This is a genomic window from Fodinibius sp. (genome assembly GCF_041642155.1).
Classification (GTDB): Bacteria; Bacteroidota; Rhodothermia; order Balneolales; family Balneolaceae; genus Fodinibius.
On the sequence record NZ_JBEPWZ010000049.1, the window covers coordinates 1 to 15,459 of the forward strand.

General features: G+C 46.3%; 29 protein-coding genes and 1 pseudogene. All 30 read left to right on the forward strand.

From position 1 onward, the window contains the following. A pseudogene (gene tuf / locus ACESLU_RS04945) lies at positions 1-128 on the forward strand (elongation factor Tu); the annotation flags it as partial. Between the two features lie 68 nt (positions 129-196). After that, a complete protein-coding gene (rpsJ, locus tag ACESLU_RS04950) occupies positions 197-508 on the forward strand; it encodes a 30S ribosomal protein S10 (protein ID WP_073068579.1) in 312 nt (103 codons plus the stop codon). A gap of 61 nt (positions 509-569) precedes the next feature. Next, on the forward strand, positions 570-1,199 hold the full coding sequence (gene rplC / locus ACESLU_RS04955; protein WP_372635993.1) for a 50S ribosomal protein L3: 630 nt from the start codon (positions 570-572) through the stop codon (positions 1,197-1,199). A 10-nt stretch (positions 1,200-1,209) separates the two neighbouring features. Then, positions 1,210-1,857, forward strand: coding sequence for a 50S ribosomal protein L4 (gene rplD, locus ACESLU_RS04960; RefSeq protein ID WP_372635996.1), 648 nt, complete (start codon positions 1,210-1,212; stop codon positions 1,855-1,857). Continuing rightward, the gene (gene rplW / locus ACESLU_RS04965; RefSeq protein ID WP_372635999.1) at positions 1,854-2,144 is read left to right on the forward strand and encodes a 50S ribosomal protein L23; all 291 of its coding nucleotides are present in this window, start codon (positions 1,854-1,856) and stop codon (positions 2,142-2,144) included. Before rplD ends, rplW begins: the two co-directional genes overlap by 4 nt. Before the next feature lie 14 nt (positions 2,145-2,158). Then, the gene (rplB, locus tag ACESLU_RS04970) at positions 2,159-2,998 is read left to right on the forward strand and encodes a 50S ribosomal protein L2 (protein WP_372636001.1); all 840 of its coding nucleotides are present in this window, start codon (positions 2,159-2,161) and stop codon (positions 2,996-2,998) included. 6 nt (positions 2,999-3,004) lie between these two features. Then, positions 3,005-3,301 (forward strand): 30S ribosomal protein S19, encoded by a 297-nt coding sequence (gene rpsS / locus ACESLU_RS04975; RefSeq protein WP_372636004.1) that lies wholly within the window; start codon positions 3,005-3,007, stop codon positions 3,299-3,301. Between the two features lie 9 nt (positions 3,302-3,310). Beyond that, positions 3,311-3,685 (forward strand): 50S ribosomal protein L22, encoded by a 375-nt coding sequence (rplV, locus tag ACESLU_RS04980; RefSeq protein ID WP_372636006.1) that lies wholly within the window; start codon positions 3,311-3,313, stop codon positions 3,683-3,685. Positions 3,686-3,699: 14 nt separating this feature from the next. Further along, the gene (gene rpsC, locus ACESLU_RS04985; RefSeq protein WP_372636009.1) at positions 3,700-4,425 is read left to right on the forward strand and encodes a 30S ribosomal protein S3; all 726 of its coding nucleotides are present in this window, start codon (positions 3,700-3,702) and stop codon (positions 4,423-4,425) included. 28 nt (positions 4,426-4,453) lie between these two features. Next, on the forward strand, positions 4,454-4,876 hold the full coding sequence (gene rplP / locus ACESLU_RS04990) for a 50S ribosomal protein L16 (protein ID WP_372636012.1): 423 nt from the start codon (positions 4,454-4,456) through the stop codon (positions 4,874-4,876). A gap of 24 nt (positions 4,877-4,900) precedes the next feature. Beyond that, the gene (rpmC, locus tag ACESLU_RS04995; RefSeq protein WP_073068596.1) at positions 4,901-5,104 is read left to right on the forward strand and encodes a 50S ribosomal protein L29; all 204 of its coding nucleotides are present in this window, start codon (positions 4,901-4,903) and stop codon (positions 5,102-5,104) included. Between the two features lie 7 nt (positions 5,105-5,111). Next, entirely contained in the window at positions 5,112-5,375 is a 264-nt protein-coding gene (gene rpsQ, locus ACESLU_RS05000; RefSeq protein ID WP_372636015.1) for a 30S ribosomal protein S17, read from the forward strand. Positions 5,376-5,390: 15 nt separating this feature from the next. Further along, a complete protein-coding gene (gene rplN / locus ACESLU_RS05005) occupies positions 5,391-5,759 on the forward strand; it encodes a 50S ribosomal protein L14 (protein ID WP_372636018.1) in 369 nt (122 codons plus the stop codon). Positions 5,760-5,773: 14 nt separating this feature from the next. Next, positions 5,774-6,127, forward strand: a complete 354-nt coding sequence (gene rplX, locus ACESLU_RS05010; protein ID WP_372636021.1) for a 50S ribosomal protein L24 — start codon at positions 5,774-5,776, stop codon at positions 6,125-6,127. 14 nt (positions 6,128-6,141) lie between these two features. Then, positions 6,142-6,693 carry a 50S ribosomal protein L5 gene (rplE, locus tag ACESLU_RS05015; RefSeq protein ID WP_372636023.1) on the forward strand — a complete coding sequence of 184 codons (552 nt, stop codon included), beginning with the start codon at positions 6,142-6,144 and terminating at the stop codon, positions 6,691-6,693. A gap of 19 nt (positions 6,694-6,712) precedes the next feature. After that, positions 6,713-6,982 (forward strand): 30S ribosomal protein S14, encoded by a 270-nt coding sequence (gene rpsN / locus ACESLU_RS05020; RefSeq protein WP_372636026.1) that lies wholly within the window; start codon positions 6,713-6,715, stop codon positions 6,980-6,982. A gap of 20 nt (positions 6,983-7,002) precedes the next feature. After that, positions 7,003-7,395 (forward strand): 30S ribosomal protein S8, encoded by a 393-nt coding sequence (rpsH, locus tag ACESLU_RS05025; protein ID WP_372636029.1) that lies wholly within the window; start codon positions 7,003-7,005, stop codon positions 7,393-7,395. A gap of 18 nt (positions 7,396-7,413) precedes the next feature. Beyond that, positions 7,414-7,971 carry a 50S ribosomal protein L6 gene (gene rplF, locus ACESLU_RS05030; RefSeq protein WP_372636032.1) on the forward strand — a complete coding sequence of 186 codons (558 nt, stop codon included), beginning with the start codon at positions 7,414-7,416 and terminating at the stop codon, positions 7,969-7,971. Positions 7,972-7,984: 13 nt separating this feature from the next. Further along, positions 7,985-8,353 (forward strand): 50S ribosomal protein L18, encoded by a 369-nt coding sequence (gene rplR / locus ACESLU_RS05035; RefSeq protein ID WP_372636035.1) that lies wholly within the window; start codon positions 7,985-7,987, stop codon positions 8,351-8,353. Positions 8,354-8,364: 11 nt separating this feature from the next. After that, entirely contained in the window at positions 8,365-8,889 is a 525-nt protein-coding gene (rpsE, locus tag ACESLU_RS05040) for a 30S ribosomal protein S5 (protein ID WP_372636038.1), read from the forward strand. Positions 8,890-8,921: 32 nt separating this feature from the next. Then, positions 8,922-9,383 (forward strand): 50S ribosomal protein L15, encoded by a 462-nt coding sequence (rplO, locus tag ACESLU_RS05045; RefSeq protein ID WP_372636041.1) that lies wholly within the window; start codon positions 8,922-8,924, stop codon positions 9,381-9,383. Positions 9,384-9,400: 17 nt separating this feature from the next. Then, positions 9,401-10,711, forward strand: a complete 1,311-nt coding sequence (secY, locus tag ACESLU_RS05050; protein ID WP_372636044.1) for a preprotein translocase subunit SecY — start codon at positions 9,401-9,403, stop codon at positions 10,709-10,711. Further along, positions 10,708-11,514 carry a type I methionyl aminopeptidase gene (map, locus tag ACESLU_RS05055; protein ID WP_372636047.1) on the forward strand — a complete coding sequence of 269 codons (807 nt, stop codon included), beginning with the start codon at positions 10,708-10,710 and terminating at the stop codon, positions 11,512-11,514. Before secY ends, map begins: the two co-directional genes overlap by 4 nt. Before the next feature lies 1 nt (position 11,515). Further along, positions 11,516-11,734, forward strand: coding sequence for a translation initiation factor IF-1 (infA, locus tag ACESLU_RS05060; protein ID WP_073068622.1), 219 nt, complete (start codon positions 11,516-11,518; stop codon positions 11,732-11,734). 26 nt (positions 11,735-11,760) lie between these two features. Continuing rightward, entirely contained in the window at positions 11,761-11,877 is a 117-nt protein-coding gene (rpmJ, locus tag ACESLU_RS05065) for a 50S ribosomal protein L36 (protein WP_073068624.1), read from the forward strand. A gap of 145 nt (positions 11,878-12,022) precedes the next feature. After that, positions 12,023-12,403, forward strand: a complete 381-nt coding sequence (rpsM, locus tag ACESLU_RS05070) for a 30S ribosomal protein S13 (RefSeq protein WP_372636051.1) — start codon at positions 12,023-12,025, stop codon at positions 12,401-12,403. A gap of 17 nt (positions 12,404-12,420) precedes the next feature. Next, positions 12,421-12,825 carry a 30S ribosomal protein S11 gene (gene rpsK, locus ACESLU_RS05075; protein ID WP_372636054.1) on the forward strand — a complete coding sequence of 135 codons (405 nt, stop codon included), beginning with the start codon at positions 12,421-12,423 and terminating at the stop codon, positions 12,823-12,825. A 122-nt stretch (positions 12,826-12,947) separates the two neighbouring features. After that, positions 12,948-13,553, forward strand: a complete 606-nt coding sequence (gene rpsD, locus ACESLU_RS05080; protein ID WP_372636057.1) for a 30S ribosomal protein S4 — start codon at positions 12,948-12,950, stop codon at positions 13,551-13,553. 32 nt (positions 13,554-13,585) lie between these two features. Next, on the forward strand, positions 13,586-14,566 hold the full coding sequence (locus ACESLU_RS05085) for a DNA-directed RNA polymerase subunit alpha (protein WP_372636060.1): 981 nt from the start codon (positions 13,586-13,588) through the stop codon (positions 14,564-14,566). A gap of 15 nt (positions 14,567-14,581) precedes the next feature. Continuing rightward, positions 14,582-15,118 carry a 50S ribosomal protein L17 gene (gene rplQ, locus ACESLU_RS05090; protein WP_372636063.1) on the forward strand — a complete coding sequence of 179 codons (537 nt, stop codon included), beginning with the start codon at positions 14,582-14,584 and terminating at the stop codon, positions 15,116-15,118. The last annotated feature ends 341 nt before the right edge of the window (positions 15,119-15,459 follow it).

The following is a 15,459-nucleotide window of genomic DNA, read 5'->3' on the forward strand; positions in this document are numbered from 1 at the left end:
CGGGGGACAATGTGAACATGGATGTGACGTTGATCCAGCCGGTGGCCATGGAGGAGGGGCTGCGGTTTGCGATACGCGAAGGCGGCCGCACCGTCGGGGCCGGCGTGGTAACCGATATTATTGAATAGAAATATAGTTGAGTGATGCCATTAGGCAACTGTAAATGGCATCACTGCTCAATGAAAGATCATAAGCTGTGGCTACACAACAAAAAATTAGAATTAAGTTAAAGTCGTACGATCATAACTTGATCGACAAGTCGGCTGAAAAGATAATTCAGACTGTAAAATCGACAGGAGCTGTAGTATCGGGACCGATACCGCTTCCTACCAAGAAAAATATTATTACGGTGCTTCGAGGTCCTCATGTAAATAAGAAGGCCCGTGAACAGTTCGAGTATCGATCGCACAAGCGTTTGATCGACATTCTTTCGACCGGTTCACAGACCGTGGATGCATTGATGAAGCTGGAGTTGCCCTCTGGGGTAGACGTAGAAATTAAAGTGTAATCGCTTATTGCAGGATTACGCAGATTAGGTTCTAAACAATCTGGAAAGGAGCAATTAAGTTATGAGTAGTGGTTTAATAGGAAAAAAAGTCGGAATGACCAACGTCTTCGATGATAACGGCCGCAATTATGCGGTAACAGTTATCGAAGTGGCACCTTGTGTCATTACACAGATTAAGACGGCGGAAACGGACGGTTATGAAGCAGTACAACTTGCTGCTTTTGACAAGAAAGCCAAAAATGTCTCCAAGCCGCTTTTGGGTCATTTTGATAAAGCCGGGACAGCACCCAAGAAGTATGTGAAGGAATTCAGGGACTTTATACCTGAAGGCTTCGAGGTGGGCGATGAGCTTAACATTGAAGATGTCTTTACGGTGGGTGACAGCGTTGATGTGACCGGTGTTACGAAAGGCAAAGGATTTACCGGCGTGGTAAAGCGCTACAATTTCAGCGGGGTCGGTGAGGCCACCCACGGCCAGCATAACCGGCAGCGACACCCCGGTTCTATTGGACAGGCGTCGGACCCATCCCGGGTATTCCCCGGCATGAAGATGGCCGGACGAAGCGGCAATGAACGAGCAAAAATCAAGAATCTGACGGTAGCAAAGATTTTTGCTGAATCGAACTTGATGATGGTGACCGGATCAGTTCCCGGTCCCAATGGACGTTTTGTAGAAATTTACAATCGATAGATAAGTTGAAATGAAGCTTCCGATTTATACAACTGAAGGTACAGATAGCGGTAATGAGGCGGAGCTGGCGGAGTCCATTTTCTCCATAGAGCCCAATGAAACCGTTATTTATGAAGATGTCCGCCGGTATATGGCGAATCAGCGCCAGGGAACGCACAAAACCAAAGAGCGCGGTGAAGTGCGCGGTGGCGGACGCAAGGCTTATCGGCAGAAAGGGACGGGGCAGGCCCGTCGCGGTTCCATCCGGTCTCCTTTGTTAAAGGGCGGTGGAACGGTATTCGGACCCAAGCCGCGTGATTATTCGTTCCGGATGTCGAAAAAATCCCGGCAATTGGCTCGCAAGTCCGCATTGTCTATAAAGGCGGGCGAAGATGCGATCAAGATTATCGATGACTTCAGCTTTGATGAGCCCAGAACACGTAAAGTTGTTGACATTCTGAAAGGCCTGGAGGTCGAAAATGAAAAGGTGCTTTTGCTGACGGCCGAAACAGACAAGATTATTTATAAATCAGCACGCAATATCCCTAATGTAAAAGTACTTGAAGCAAACAAGCCCACGACCTATCAGATTTTGGATGCAGACGTTATTTTGATCCAGGATAGCGCAGTGGATGTTTTGCAAGGATCTATTGAACCCGTGGAGGAGGTTGAAGCATGAGTGAAGTATTGAAGAAACCATTAATTACAGAAAAATTAACCCGACTTCAGGCAGAAGGCAAATACGCTTTCAAGGTTGACAAGTATGCGAGCAAGCCGGAGATCAAGAAAGCTGTACAGCAGCGGTATCCTGATGTGAAGGTTGGAAAAATCAATACGATGATTATGCCTTCCAAGCCCAAGGGCCGGTTTACGCAAAGCGGCTATATCGAGGGTCGGGCCAAAGTGTGGAAAAAAGCAATTGTAACGCTTAAAGAAGGCGAGATAGACTTCTTTAGTGAAATTTAGAAAGCAATAGTTCAATGGCTACGAAGAAACTAAAACCAACAACACCTGGATCGCGGCATAGAACGGCGCCTCAGTTTGATGATGTGACGGTGAGCAAGCCGACGGTAAAACGCCTGGTAAAAGGCAAAGGTCAGTCGGGCGGACGTAACAAGCAGGGACGCATGACTTCCCGCCACCGGGGCGGGGGACACAAGCGGCGATATCGTATGATTGATTTTAAGCGGGACAAGCATGATATCCCGGCTAAGATTCAGACCATCGAATATGATCCGAATCGATCTGCGCGCATCGCACTTGTTGCCTATGCTGACGGCGAAAAGCGCTATATCATTGCTCCTGATAAACTGGAAGTTGGGGATACGATCCTCAGTAGTGAATCTGTTATTGAACCGGATGAAGGGAATGCAATGCCGATGAAAAATATGCCTCCCGGTACCTTTATTCATAATATCGAGCTGAACCCGGGCAAAGGAGCCCAGCTTTGCAGAAGCGCGGGTACGGCTGCACAGATGGTCGCCAAGACCGACAAGTATGTTACGGTTAAGCTACCGTCCAGTGAGGTTCGAATGATTTTGGGAACGTGTTTTGCTACCGTCGGCGCCACCAGTAATCCCGATCACTTCAATGCAACCCTGGGTAAAGCGGGTCGGAGCCGCTGGAAGGGCAGACGCCCTCAAACCCGTGGTGTAGCCATGAACCCGGTAGATCACCCGATGGGCGGCGGCGAAGGTAAAGCGTCGGGGGGACACCCGCGTTCGCCATGGGGACAGTCTTCAAAAGGATTGAAGACCCGAAAACGCAAGAAACTTTCAAACCGCTATATTGTCCGAAGTCGTAAAAAGTCTAAAAAGTAATTAGTTATGCCAAGATCGCTCAGAAAAGGACCTTACGTATATTACAAGTTACAGCGTAAGATCGATGCAATGAATCAAAGCGGCAAGAAGAATGTCATCAAAACCTGGTCGCGCAGCTCGATGGTTACGCCGGATTTTGTGGGCTTGACGATTGCCGTTCACAACGGGAAGCAATTTATCCCCGTGTTTATCACGGAAGATATGGTTGGTCATAAGTTAGGGGAATTTGCACCTACACGGACATTCCGGGGCCATCCTGAAAAGACGAAAACCAGAGAAGCACCCAGAAAACCAGGACAGTAGAGTATTATTATGGCTGAAGAAAAAATGGAAGCACGAGCGATTCAGAAACATCTGCGAAAGGCGCCGCGAAAGGTTCGCCTGGTAGCGGATGCCGTACGGGGAGAAAATGTTGCCAAAGCCCTGAAACGGCTTGAGTTTACAAATAAGGCAACTGCCCCGGATGTTGCAAAAGTAATTAAATCGGCTGCGGCCAATATCCGCGATAAGTTTCAGGAAGCAAGGCTTGATAATGAAGACCTGTATATCAAAGAAATTTTTGTGAACGAAGGAGCCACCCTGAAACGCATACAGCCGGCACCAATGGGCCGCGCCCATCAGATTCGCAAACGTAGCTGTCACATCAATGTAACTGTGGCAAAAAAAGAAGAAGAATTAGTTAATTAATAAACGACAATACCTTGGGACAAAAATCACATCCAGTAGGTTTAAGGCTCGGTATCATTCGAGGTTGGGATTCCAACTGGTATTCCGAAGAGAATGAACCTGAAATTTTATACGAAGACACGAAGTTGCGTGAATATTTGCATACACGTCTTCAGAGTGGCGGGTTGTCGCGTGTCATTATCGAGCGCACACCGAAACGCATACTTCTTACTCTTAAGACCAGCCGCCCGGGTGTTATTATCGGTAAAGGCGGTGAGCAGATTGAGCTGCTGCGTGAAGAGTTAAGAAAAATCACCAGTAAAGAAGTTCAAATCAACGTAAGTGAAATCAAGCGGCCGGAAACCGATGCCAGCCTGGTAGCGCAGAATATTGCACAGCAGCTTGAGGCCCGGATTTCATTCCGTCGTGCTATGAAGACGGCCATTTCGTCTGCTATGCGGATGGGGGCGGAAGGAATAAAGATTCGCTGTGCGGGACGCCTGGGCGGTTCTGAAATGGCCCGGACCGAACAATATCACGAGGGCCGCGTGCCGCTGCATACCCTGCGTGCGGATATTGATTATAATAATACTACTGCTAATACCATATACGGATCCATCGGGGTAACTGTTTGGATCTTCAAAGGCGAGGTGCTCGGGGATATTGAATTAACGCCCGGAGATGCACACAGCCAGCAGAAAGATGATTCCAAGGGACGTCGCGGAGGAAAACGACGTTCGCGCAGAAAACGAAGAAACTAAAGTCATTAATACTGTAAAATTATAAATCATGCTTGAACCAAAACGCGTAAAACGCCGCCGGCAGCATCGCAGAAGCCTGAAAGGTACCGCCCAGCGAGGCCATACACTGGCTCACGGCGATTTTGGTCTGAAGGCGTTAGAGCCCAAGTACATAACCTCCCGGCAAATCGAATCGTGCCGGATTGCAATTGCTCGTCAGTTGCAGCGGGATGGGCAGACCTGGATCCGTATTTTCCCGGATATGCCCAAAACTTCTCAACCGGCTGAAACCCGGATGGGTAAAGGTAAGGGGGCTGTCGAAGAATATGTTGCGGTCGTTAAGCCGGGAAGGATTCTGTTTGAAATTGCCGGAGTACCTCTTGAGTTGGCTCGCGAGGCTATGCGCCGTGCCGATTATAAACTTCCCATTAAAACGAAATTTATCGTTCGTCGTGATTATGACGGAACTTAATTTCAAAGGTATTACCCGAGACGAATGAAAGCACACGAACTCAGAGAACTGACAATAACCGAACTTAAAGCACGGCTTGAAGACGAAAAGCAAGCATTGCAGGATATGAAGTTCAATCGCGCAATAGCAGGGCAGCTTGAAAATCCTGCTCGTGTACCGATGACTCGACGAGAAATTGCTCGTCTGCATACGATTATTACTGAAAAAGAACAAGAAGGTGCTGAATAGTTGAATTATGGCACAAACTGAACGAGTACAACGAAGAGAACGAACCGGTCGCGTAGTAAGCAACAGAATGGATAAAACCATTACTGTGGCGGTAGATCGAAAAATTAAACACGCGATATACGGAAAATATATCACGAAAACGACCAAGTATTTGGCTCATGATGAAGATGATGAGGCCAATGAAGGAGATGTTGTGCAGATAATGTCTACCCGTCCGCTTTCAAAGCGTAAAACTTGGCGTCTTGTAGAAATTATTGAACGCGCAAAATAACGGATAAAATTAGCAATGGTACAAGCTCAGACAAGGTTACAAGTTGCCGACAATAGTGGTGCCCGGGAACTGCAGTGTATTAAAGTTCTCGGCGACTCCAAGCGGCGGTATGCAAGTATTGGTGATTTAATTTCATGTTCTGTAAAGACGGCCATTCCCGGAGGAAATGTTAAAAAGGGGGAGGTCGTTAATGCAGTAATCGTACGAACGAAGAAAGAAATCCGCAGAAATGACGGCAGCTATATTCGGTTTGACGAAAATGCGGCCGTTATCATTAATAAAGAAAGTGAACCGGTAGGTACTCGTATCTTCGGACCGGTTGCGCGGGAACTGCGCGAAAGAAATTATATGCGCATTGTCTCGCTTGCGCCGGAAGTGCTTTAAAAACAGATTTGATTATGCCACGTAAGAATAACAGACAGAAGAAATTACATGTCAAAAAAGGCGATAATGTCAAAATTATCGCTGGTAATGAGAAAGGCAAAGAAGGACGGGTGTTAGCAGTATTCCCTGCCAAGGAACGTGTGCTGGTAGAGGGGGTTAACATGAGAGTCCACCACGACAAACCCACCCAGGAAAACCCCCAGGGGGGACGTATCGAACGCGAGGTGGCAGTCCATATATCGAATGTAATGGTGATCGACCCATCCACCGGGGAACCAACCCGGATAGGTCGCAAGCGAATTGAGGAAGATGGCGGCGGACGATGGGTACGTTATGCCAAGAACAGTGGCGAGATTATTGATAAATAAGAAGTAATTAGAGAATGGCTGAAGCAAGACTTTATACCGAGTACAAAGACGATATTATATCGAAGCTGGACGAACAGTTTGAGTACGACAATATTATGGCTGTTCCAAAGCTCGAGAAAATAGTAATTAACTGTGGTGTCGGTGAGGCCGTAGAAAATGAAAAACGGTTAGACACGGTAGTGGAAAATGTAGCTAAGATCGCCGGTCAGCATCCGGTAACGACCAAGGCAAAAAAATCTATTTCGAATTTTAAAACTCGAAAGGGGATGCCGATTGGCTGTAAAGTTACGTTGCGCAAAAAGCAGATGTACGAATTTCTGGATCGCCTGATTAACCTGGCGTTACCTCGAACCCGCGACTTCCGGGGTATTCCGGACCGAAGCTTTGACGGACGCGGTAACTACACCCTCGGAATTAAAGAGCACACTATTTTCCCGGAAATCAATACCGACGAAGTGGACGAAATACACGGATTGGATATTACCTTTGTTACTTCAGCGGAAACAGACGAAGAAGCGTATGCTCTGTTGAAAGAATTCGGTATGCCGTTTCAGAAACGAAATTAAATTATAGACCCATAGTATTATGGCAAAAGCAGCCTGGATAGCACGTAATAAAAAACGAAAACGAACAGTAGAAAAGTACGCTGAAAAGCGAAGAAAGCTGAAGGAAGAAGGCAAGTGGGTAGAGCTTCAGAAGCTTCCCCGCGATGCCAGCCCAACGCGCGTAAATAACCGCTGCAGTTTAACGGGGCGTTCCCGGGGTTATATACGGAAGTATGGCATTTCGCGTATTAAATTTCGAGAACTTGCACTTGACGGGAAGATTCCCGGCATCCGGAAGGCAAGCTGGTAACAATTTAACGAAGTACTTTTATGTTTGATCCAATTTCAGATTATTTAACACGAATTAGAAACGCTCAGCGGGCAGGACATCGCCGGGTCGATATTCCGGCATCCAAACTGAAGCGGGCGATGACGAAAATTCTCTTGGACAAGGGGTATATCAATAAGTATATCAATATTGACGACGGGAAGCAGGGCGTATTGCGCCTGTTTCTCAAATATGATTCATACGGTCATCCGGTGATTAAGAAGATGAAGCGTCGTTCCAAGCCGGGCCTCCGCGAATATTGCAGTTCTGATGAAATTCCCCGGGCGCTCAACGGTTTGGGTATTGTCGTACTGTCTACCTCCCGCGGGGTCATGACAGATAAAGAAGCCCGCAAGCTTAAGGTGGGTGGCGAAGTATTGTGCTCTATTTATTAAAAATAAAGGATTAGAATTATGTCTCGTATCGGAAACCAGCCGATTGAATTAAAAGATGATGTTGAATTCAGTATTGACGCTGATAATGTAATCACTATCAAAGGTGAGAAAGGCAGCGATACATTAAAAGTCGACAACAGCATCAGTATTGAAAAAAAAGATGGCGAACTGATTGTAAGTCGCAGCTCTGATGATAATAACCGGCCGGCACTGCATGGGCTTTATCGATCCCTGATTGGAAATATGGTCCAGGGAGTATCGGAAGGATATAAAAAAGAGCTGGAGATTATCGGAGTGGGTTACCGGGCATCCCTGAGTAACGGGGTGCTCCAAATGACGCTCGGGTTTTCTCATCCGATTTACTTCGTAGCGCCTGACGGGGTTGACCTCGAGGTCGATACAAAGAGCCGGAAAAACCCAATGATCATAGTATCTGGAATTAATAAAGAATTGGTTGGCCAGGTTGCCGCTAAAATTCGATCCCTGCGTCCCCCGGAGCCATACAACGGCAAGGGCATACGATATGTCGATGAGTGGGTCCGAAGAAAAGCCGGTAAATCTGCTGCTAAAGCTTAATTAGAATTACACAATGGATAAGACAACGAAAAAACGGTTACGCCGAGATAAAATACGCCGACGCATCCGTGCGACAATTCGTGGCACTGCAGAACGTCCCCGGTTGAGCGTCACCAAAAGTAATAAACATGTTTATGCTCAATTGGTCGATGACTTGACGGGGCAGACACTTGTTGCTGCCTCCACGCAAAGCAATGATATTTCCGATGAGATCGAGGGAAAGGCCAAAAAAGAATCGGCTGCCGTTGTTGGCACCCATTTGGCCGAACTTGCAGAAGAAAAAGGAATTGACAAAGCTGTTTTCGATCGCAGCGGATATAAATATCACGGAGTAATTAAAGCGCTCGCAGAGGGTGCTCGCGAAGGCGGATTAGACTTTTAAACAGAATTATTATGCCTAAAATAAGAAGACGACATAACGTAGCTCCCAAGAATTTAAACCTTGAAGAGAAACTCGTTCATATCAACCGGGTTTCGAAGGTTGTGAAAGGTGGACGCCGGTTTAGCTTCAACGCCATTGTGGTTGTTGGCAACAAGGATGGCGTTGTGGGACATGGCCTTGGGAAGGCAAACGAGGTATCGGATGCCATTCAAAAAGGCTTTGATAATGCAAAAAAGAATTTGATCCGGGTTCCCATGACCAAAACCGGGAGTATCTATCATACGATAACCGGTAAGGAGGGGGCTGGCAGAGTATTGCTTCGACCTGCCTCCGAAGGTACCGGGGTTATTGCAGGGGGACCGGTGAAAGCACTGCTTGATATTGCCGGACTTCAGAATATCCTCACAAAATCTGTGGGATCTTCCAATCCCCATAATATGGTGAAAGCAACCTATAACGGGCTGAAAAATTTGACCGACCCGGTTGAAGTAGCACAGCGAAGAGGTGTTTCGCTGAACAAGGTGTTTGAAGGCTAATTTACTTAAGGAATTAACAGGGTTACAGTACAATGGATTTAAGCAATTTAAAAGCTCCTGAGCCGAATCAGAAAAAAGCCAAGCGTATTGGCCGCGGACAAGGTTCCGGACGTGGAAGTCATACCGTAGGAAAAGGCCATAACGGACAGCGTGCCCGAAGTGGTTTTAAAGAACGATTTTGGTTTGAAGGGGGACAGATGCCCCTTCAGCGCCGAGTACCCAAGTGGGGCTTTAACAACCGCTTCCGCAGGGAATATGTTGCCGTAAACGTGGGCACTATTGATCTGTTTTTGGAAGCGGATAAGCTCGAAGACCCCTCAATCAGCCTGGAGGATCTTATTGAAGCGGGACTTGCAGGCAAGGGCGATCTTGTGAAGCTTCTTGGAGATGGCGAGATCGAAACTTCAATTACCATTGAGGTGCATAAAGCCAGTAAGTCTGCCCGGAAGAAAGTGGAAGATGCCGGTGGAAGCATAGTGTTTGTTGAGAATTAATATAGTCTCTTTTTTGAATGAGTTTAGTTGAAAATTTTCGCAACATATTTAAAATTGAGGAGCTGAAAAACCGCATCCTCTACGTTGTTGGCATCCTGATGATCTACCGCATGGGCAGCCATGTAACCCTTCCCGGTGTGGATGCTTCCGCACTGGTGCAGGATACGGGCGGAGCTTCCAGCCTGCTTGGGTTGTTTGATATGTTTGTGGGAGGCGCCTTTTCGCGTGCGGGGGTCTTTGCATTGGGGATTATGCCTTATATTACGGCCGCTATTATCATTCAGCTGATGGGGGCCGTCGTTCCCTATTTCCAGAAATTGCAACGGGAAGGGGAAGACGGGCGAAGAAAAATAAACCGCCTGACCCGCTACGGGACGGTAGGTATTACGGCTGTTCAGGCTATCGGTTTTGCGATCAATTTGATGGCTACCTCACCAAATGCCATTATTGTGGGTAACGTTACGTTTGTTCTTACCTCTGTCATTGTGTTAACAGCAGGAACGACTTTTGTCATGTGGCTTGGTGAGCGTATTTCGGACCGGGGAATAGGGAATGGTATCTCTATTCTTATTATGATTGGTATTATTGCCGCCCTGCCGGCGAGCCTGGTGAATGAGGTGAGTACCACCCCCAATGCTATTGTTGTGATTGTTGAAATTGCGGCGCTGATCCTGGTCATTGCCTTTTGTGTGTTGCTTACGCAGGGCGTTCGCAAGATTCCCGTGCAGTACGCAAAGCGGGTAGTGGGACGTAAGGTCTACGGCGGGACCACGCAATATCTTCCGTTGAAGGTCAATGCGGCGGGGGTCATGCCTATTATCTTTGCCCAGTCTATTATGTTTATTCCAAGTACGGTCGGTACCTTTTTCCCCGAAAATGCCACGGTCCAGATGTTGACCGCATGGTCTGCTGATTTTACAGGCATTACCTATTCTATTATTTTCTTTATTATCTGTGTCTTCTTTACCTACTTCTATACGGCAATTACGGTTAACCCCCGCGAAATGGCTGATACCATGAAACGGCAGGGCGGATTTATTCCCGGTATTCGGCCGGGCAACCAAACCGTTGAGTTTATTGATAATATTTTAACCAAGGTAACGCTTCCGGGGGCTATCTTCTTAGGATTTATAGCTATTTTACCCGCTTTTGCCGCGCGGCTGGGAGTCACGCCCGGCTTCGCCATGTTTTATGGCGGTACAAGCTTGTTGATTATTGTAGGAGTAGCTATTGATACGCTCCAGCAGATTGAAAGTCATCTGATGATGCGTCATTACGACGGATTTATGAAGACCGGTAAAATGAAAGGACGTCGCAGAGCAGGATGATTTTTTTGAAGAGCGAATCGGAAATTGAGAAAATGCGAACAAGTGCGCAGCTTGTTTCACGAACACTGGCCGAAGTTGCCAAGCATATTGAGCCGGGAGTAACCACTGCGAAGCTGGACAGCGTTGCGGATGATTTTATACGCGAGCATAACGCACGTCCGGCGTTCAAAGGATATGGCCCCAAAGGCAATGAATTTCCGGGTACGCTCTGTATTTCAGTAAATGAAGAAGTAGTCCACGGTATTCCCAGTGAGAAGCGAAAACTGAACGAAGGCGACATCGTTTCCATTGATTGTGGTGTGGAGAAAGATGGATATTACGGCGATCACGCCTATACGTTTGCAGTTGGCGAATGCGATGCAGAAACCATTCAACTGCTTAGAACAACGCTTGAATCGCTCTACAAGGGGATTGATCAGGCTGTTCACGGAAATAAAATAGGTGATATCTCTCACGCCGTGCAGACGCATTGCGAAGCAGAAGGTTATGGCGTTGTCCGGGATCTGGTGGGACACGGACTGGGAAAGTCGCTCCATGAAGATCCGTCGGTGCCGAATTTCGGTAAACCGGGAAGAGGAAGCCGGTTGCGTTCCGGCATGACCCTCGCTGTTGAACCAATGATTACAATGGGCGGCTATGAGGTGCAGACCCTGGACGACGGGTGGACGGTCGTGACGGCCGATAAGAAGGTAGCGGCACATTATGAACATGATATTGTTGTGCGCGAAGGAAAGGCTGAAATTCTAAGTACTTTTGATTATATTAGAGAGATAACAAAAAATCGAATAAACGCAGATATTTAAGATGGCTAAAGAAGAGCCTATTAAGCAAGACGGCGAAATTATTGAAGCGTTACCGAACGCACAATTTCGCGTCGAACTTGACAACGGGCATGAGATTTTGGCTCATGTTTCCGGAAAAATGAGAATGTATTATATTAAAATTCTCCCCGGCGACCGCGTCGCCGTGGAAATGTCTCCTTATGATTTAAGTAAGGGACGCATTACGTATCGATATAAATAACTTCCAATTTAAAAGAGTTTAGTATTATGAAGACCCGATCTTCAGTTAAGAAAAGAAGTCCTGACGATAAAATTGTACGACGCAATGGTCGTGTATATGTAATCAACAAAAAGAACCCGCGTCACAAGCAACGGCAGGGTTAATTTTAAATGCTTAATTGTAAATTTTGAATGATGGACAGTGCAAATTAACAGGAACGGCTGCAATGGCAGCCGGTTTATCCTAACAGGATCTCCCTGGATTTGAGTATTTGATCCAAAATTCAAAATTCAAAAATTAAAATGGATAATGGCAAGAATTGCTGGAATTGACTTACCGAAAGAAAAGCGAGGCGAAATAGGGCTGACCTATGTATTTGGTATTGGCCGGTCTACCGCTCAACAGATACTAGAGGAGCTGGATATTGACCGTAATATCAAAGTGAAAGACTGGACGGATGAACAGGTGTCTGAACTTCGCAATAAAATCGACAGCGAATATACCGTTGAAGGTAATTTGCGAAGCGAAGTAAAGACTAATATTCGTCGTCTTATTGAAATCGGTTCCTATCGAGGAACACGACACAGGAAAGGTTTGCCTGTCCGCGGACAGAATACGCAGACAAATGCCCGTACCCGTAAAGGGAAGCGCCGTACAGTAGCAGGTAGGAAAACAGCTCCGAGAAAATAAAAGTAGTGAGACAATAAATGGCAAAGAAAAAACGAAGATCTCCGGCTAAAAAACGAAAAAAAAGGTCACAGTTATCAGACCCGAATGGAATGGTTTTTATTAAAGCCACATTCAATAATATTCTGGTTACGGTTACGGATGCCGACGGAAACGCTATTTCCTGGTCATCAGCTGGAAAGGAAGGTTTTAAAGGATCCAGAAAAAATACGCCCTATGCTGCTCAGCTGAGTGCAGAAACAGCGGCAACGACGGCCTATGAGATGGGGCTGCGCAGGGTAGAAGTATTTGTAAAGGGACCTGGATCCGGAAGAGAAGCGGCTGTACGAGCCCTGGCGTCAAGCGGACTTGAGGTTACTTCTATTAAAGATCGTACACCTATCCCGCATAACGGCTGCCGGCCGCCTAAACGCCGAAGAGTTTAATAAAATTTTAAATACTCAATTTTGAATGGGGGATTAGCCAGGAACAGCCGTTTTTGGTGGCGATGCTATATGTTTAAAAGCATTTGATTCAAAATTCAAAATTAAAATTCATAATTGAATACATGGCACGATACAGAGGACCAAAGCAAAAAAAAGCAAGACGATTCAGGGAGCCTATTTTTGGTCCCAGTAAAGCACTGGAACGCAAACCATACGGGCCCGGTCAGCACGGCCGATCTCGCTATTCCCGGAAATCGGAATATGCTATTCAGCTTGAAGAAAAGCAGAAGGCGAAGTACACCTATGGGTTGTTGGAAAAGCAGTTTTCTAATCTGTTTAAAAAAGCCAACGCCAAAACGGGAGTTACCGGCGAGATATTACTGCAGTATTTGGAAAGCCGGTTGGATAACACGGTATATCGTCTCGGATTTGCAAGAACGCGCCGGCAAGCACGCCAGCTGGTAAGCCACAAGCATATTGTGGTGAATGGAGAGGTGGTGAATATTCCTTCCTATCAGCTTAAGTCTGGCGATGTGGTAAGCGTGCGGCCGAAATCAAAAACACTGGACGTTATCAGCGATTCACTCCAGCATGCGCCTACTACAAAGTATAAGTGGGTTGAGATTGATAAGAAAAGTATGTCGGGAAAGTTTCTGAATATGCCCGATATAGAGGAAATTCCTGAAAATATTGATGTTCAGCTCATTGTTGAGCTTTACTCTAAGTAATTTTAATCATTTAGTGCGATAACGCTTTTATTATGAGCAACTACAGCATACAAATGCCAGAGCCTCTTGATGTTAAAGAGGCAAGCGATACGTTTGGAACCTTTATTTTACAACCACTCGAGCGGGGATTCGGTGTAACCGTGGGTAATTCGTTTCGCCGGATTTTATTGTCATCTCTGCCCGGAATAGCCATTAATGCAATCAAAATTGAAGGAGTGGAACATGAATACTCCAGTATAGACGGGGTAAAGGAAGATGTATATGAAATTATCCTGAATCTCAAAGAGGTGCGTTTTGAACAGGTTGAACAAAGCAGCGGCGTGGTTCATATTTCCAAATCCGGAGAAGGCAAACTGACCGCTGATGATATCAATGAGGCTACGGCAGATTACCAGGTGTTGAATCCCGATTTGCTGATTGCTACGCTTTCGGAAGATGCCGATCTTGAGATTGAACTGCGTCTTGGGCGGGGACGTGGATACGTACCTGCTGAGGAACAAAACGTGGATACCTCGGAAGATGTCAACCTTATTCCCATTGATGCGATCTACACCCCGATCAAACAGGTTCAGTTTGATGTGGAGAACGTGCGGGTGGGACAGCACACGGACTATGAGAAGTTGGTTATGGATATCACTACAGATGGATCCATAAACTCAAAGGAAGCCCTTACCATTGCCGGCAAGATTTTAAAAGAGCACATTGAGAAGTTCATTACCGAAGAGATTGATGAGCCCTTTACCCAGGAAGAGGAAGAGGTCGATGCTGAGAAACAGCGTATCAAAAACTTGTTGAAGACCAGTATTGAAGATCTGAATTTAAGTGTACGCTCTTACAACTGCTTGAAATCAGCTAATATTAACACCATTGGAGAGCTGGTTACCCGCGATGAACAAGATCTGCTGAAGTTCAGAAACTTTGGTAAGAAATCACTGGCCGAGCTGGTCGAAGTGATTGAAGGCAAGGACCTTCACTTTGGTATGGATGTAAGTAAGTATTTAGATAACTCATAAAGATATTAGGAAGTAATGCGCCATTTAGTTAAAGGTAGAAAACTTAGCAGAACGCCCGCCCATCGTAAAGCGACGTTAAATTCGCTTTCGGTGGCTCTTATCAAAGAGCATAGGATTGTTACCACGGAAGCCAAGGCAAAAGAGCTCCGACCCTATGTAGAGCCGATTATAACCAAAGCCAAGGAAGATAACGGGCATAACCGGCGACAGATTTTTTCAAAGTTGCAGGATAAGCAGGCCGTCTCCCATCTTTTTGATGAGGTGGCCCAAAAGGCCAAGGATCGCCCCGGCGGGTATACTCGTGTAATTAAGATCGGGAATCGGTCCGGGGATGGCGCAAAGATGGCCGTTATCGAGCTTGTCGACTATAACGACATCAAACCCGAAAATACGCAAAAGAAGTCCCGCACACGTCGTGCCGGAAGATCTAAGAAGAGTACTTCTTCGGGTTCGGGCGCTCAAACCGAGAACCGTACGGAGGCCGAAAAAAGTGAGGTTTCCGACAGCGCAAATAAAGAAACCTCAGCAAATAGTTCTTCGGAAGAAGAATAGTTTTTGCTTTATGGTGAGTGTTTGCGGGCAGGAATATTTTTTCCGAGAGTCTGCGTAAAAAAACAGAATATTTTTCTTGGAATATTCCCGATAAGTTTTTATCATTGCACCGCTTCGAAACAAAAGGTCAGCAAGCGAAGAAATAATATTTTAATTGTTGACTTGGATAGGAAAATAGTCTTATCTTAGAAGTCTGCCACCTAAAACAGGCAGCAATTTTTGTTCTTTAAAGATACTGGGTAGAATATACAGACGATCGCACGTCGAGCCCTTGTCGGGCCCTGCCGGGAGGCGGGGCCCAGATGAGAAGAAGACACCGAGCCGGACTCAAGTTATTTATT

Coding starts and splice junctions, on each gene's coding strand:
- rplP (WP_372636012.1), top strand. CDS start 4,454: ATGCTTGAACCAAAACGCGTAAAACGCCGCCGGCAGCATCGCAGAAGC.
- rpsN (WP_372636026.1), top strand. CDS start 6,713: ATGGCAAAAGCAGCCTGGATAGCACGTAATAAAAAACGAAAACGAACA.
- rpsH (WP_372636029.1), top strand. CDS start 7,003: ATGTTTGATCCAATTTCAGATTATTTAACACGAATTAGAAACGCTCAG.
- rpsK (WP_372636054.1), top strand. CDS start 12,421: ATGGCAAAGAAAAAACGAAGATCTCCGGCTAAAAAACGAAAAAAAAGG.
- rplO (WP_372636041.1), top strand. CDS start 8,922: ATGGATTTAAGCAATTTAAAAGCTCCTGAGCCGAATCAGAAAAAAGCC.
- rpmJ (WP_073068624.1), top strand. CDS start 11,761: ATGAAGACCCGATCTTCAGTTAAGAAAAGAAGTCCTGACGATAAAATT.
- rplX (WP_372636021.1), top strand. CDS start 5,774: ATGCCACGTAAGAATAACAGACAGAAGAAATTACATGTCAAAAAAGGC.
- rplF (WP_372636032.1), top strand. CDS start 7,414: ATGTCTCGTATCGGAAACCAGCCGATTGAATTAAAAGATGATGTTGAA.
- ACESLU_RS05085 (WP_372636060.1), top strand. CDS start 13,586: ATGAGCAACTACAGCATACAAATGCCAGAGCCTCTTGATGTTAAAGAG.
- rplE (WP_372636023.1), top strand. CDS start 6,142: ATGGCTGAAGCAAGACTTTATACCGAGTACAAAGACGATATTATATCG.
- rpsD (WP_372636057.1), top strand. CDS start 12,948: ATGGCACGATACAGAGGACCAAAGCAAAAAAAAGCAAGACGATTCAGG.
- map (WP_372636047.1), top strand. CDS start 10,708: ATGATTTTTTTGAAGAGCGAATCGGAAATTGAGAAAATGCGAACAAGT.
- infA (WP_073068622.1), top strand. CDS start 11,516: ATGGCTAAAGAAGAGCCTATTAAGCAAGACGGCGAAATTATTGAAGCG.
- rplC (WP_372635993.1), top strand. CDS start 570: ATGAGTAGTGGTTTAATAGGAAAAAAAGTCGGAATGACCAACGTCTTC.
- rpsS (WP_372636004.1), top strand. CDS start 3,005: ATGCCAAGATCGCTCAGAAAAGGACCTTACGTATATTACAAGTTACAG.
- rplR (WP_372636035.1), top strand. CDS start 7,985: ATGGATAAGACAACGAAAAAACGGTTACGCCGAGATAAAATACGCCGA.
- rplW (WP_372635999.1), top strand. CDS start 1,854: ATGAGTGAAGTATTGAAGAAACCATTAATTACAGAAAAATTAACCCGA.
- rpmC (WP_073068596.1), top strand. CDS start 4,901: ATGAAAGCACACGAACTCAGAGAACTGACAATAACCGAACTTAAAGCA.
- rpsQ (WP_372636015.1), top strand. CDS start 5,112: ATGGCACAAACTGAACGAGTACAACGAAGAGAACGAACCGGTCGCGTA.
- rplB (WP_372636001.1), top strand. CDS start 2,159: ATGGCTACGAAGAAACTAAAACCAACAACACCTGGATCGCGGCATAGA.
- rplD (WP_372635996.1), top strand. CDS start 1,210: ATGAAGCTTCCGATTTATACAACTGAAGGTACAGATAGCGGTAATGAG.
- rpsM (WP_372636051.1), top strand. CDS start 12,023: ATGGCAAGAATTGCTGGAATTGACTTACCGAAAGAAAAGCGAGGCGAA.
- rplN (WP_372636018.1), top strand. CDS start 5,391: ATGGTACAAGCTCAGACAAGGTTACAAGTTGCCGACAATAGTGGTGCC.
- rplV (WP_372636006.1), top strand. CDS start 3,311: ATGGCTGAAGAAAAAATGGAAGCACGAGCGATTCAGAAACATCTGCGA.
- rpsE (WP_372636038.1), top strand. CDS start 8,365: ATGCCTAAAATAAGAAGACGACATAACGTAGCTCCCAAGAATTTAAAC.
- secY (WP_372636044.1), top strand. CDS start 9,401: ATGAGTTTAGTTGAAAATTTTCGCAACATATTTAAAATTGAGGAGCTG.
- rplQ (WP_372636063.1), top strand. CDS start 14,582: ATGCGCCATTTAGTTAAAGGTAGAAAACTTAGCAGAACGCCCGCCCAT.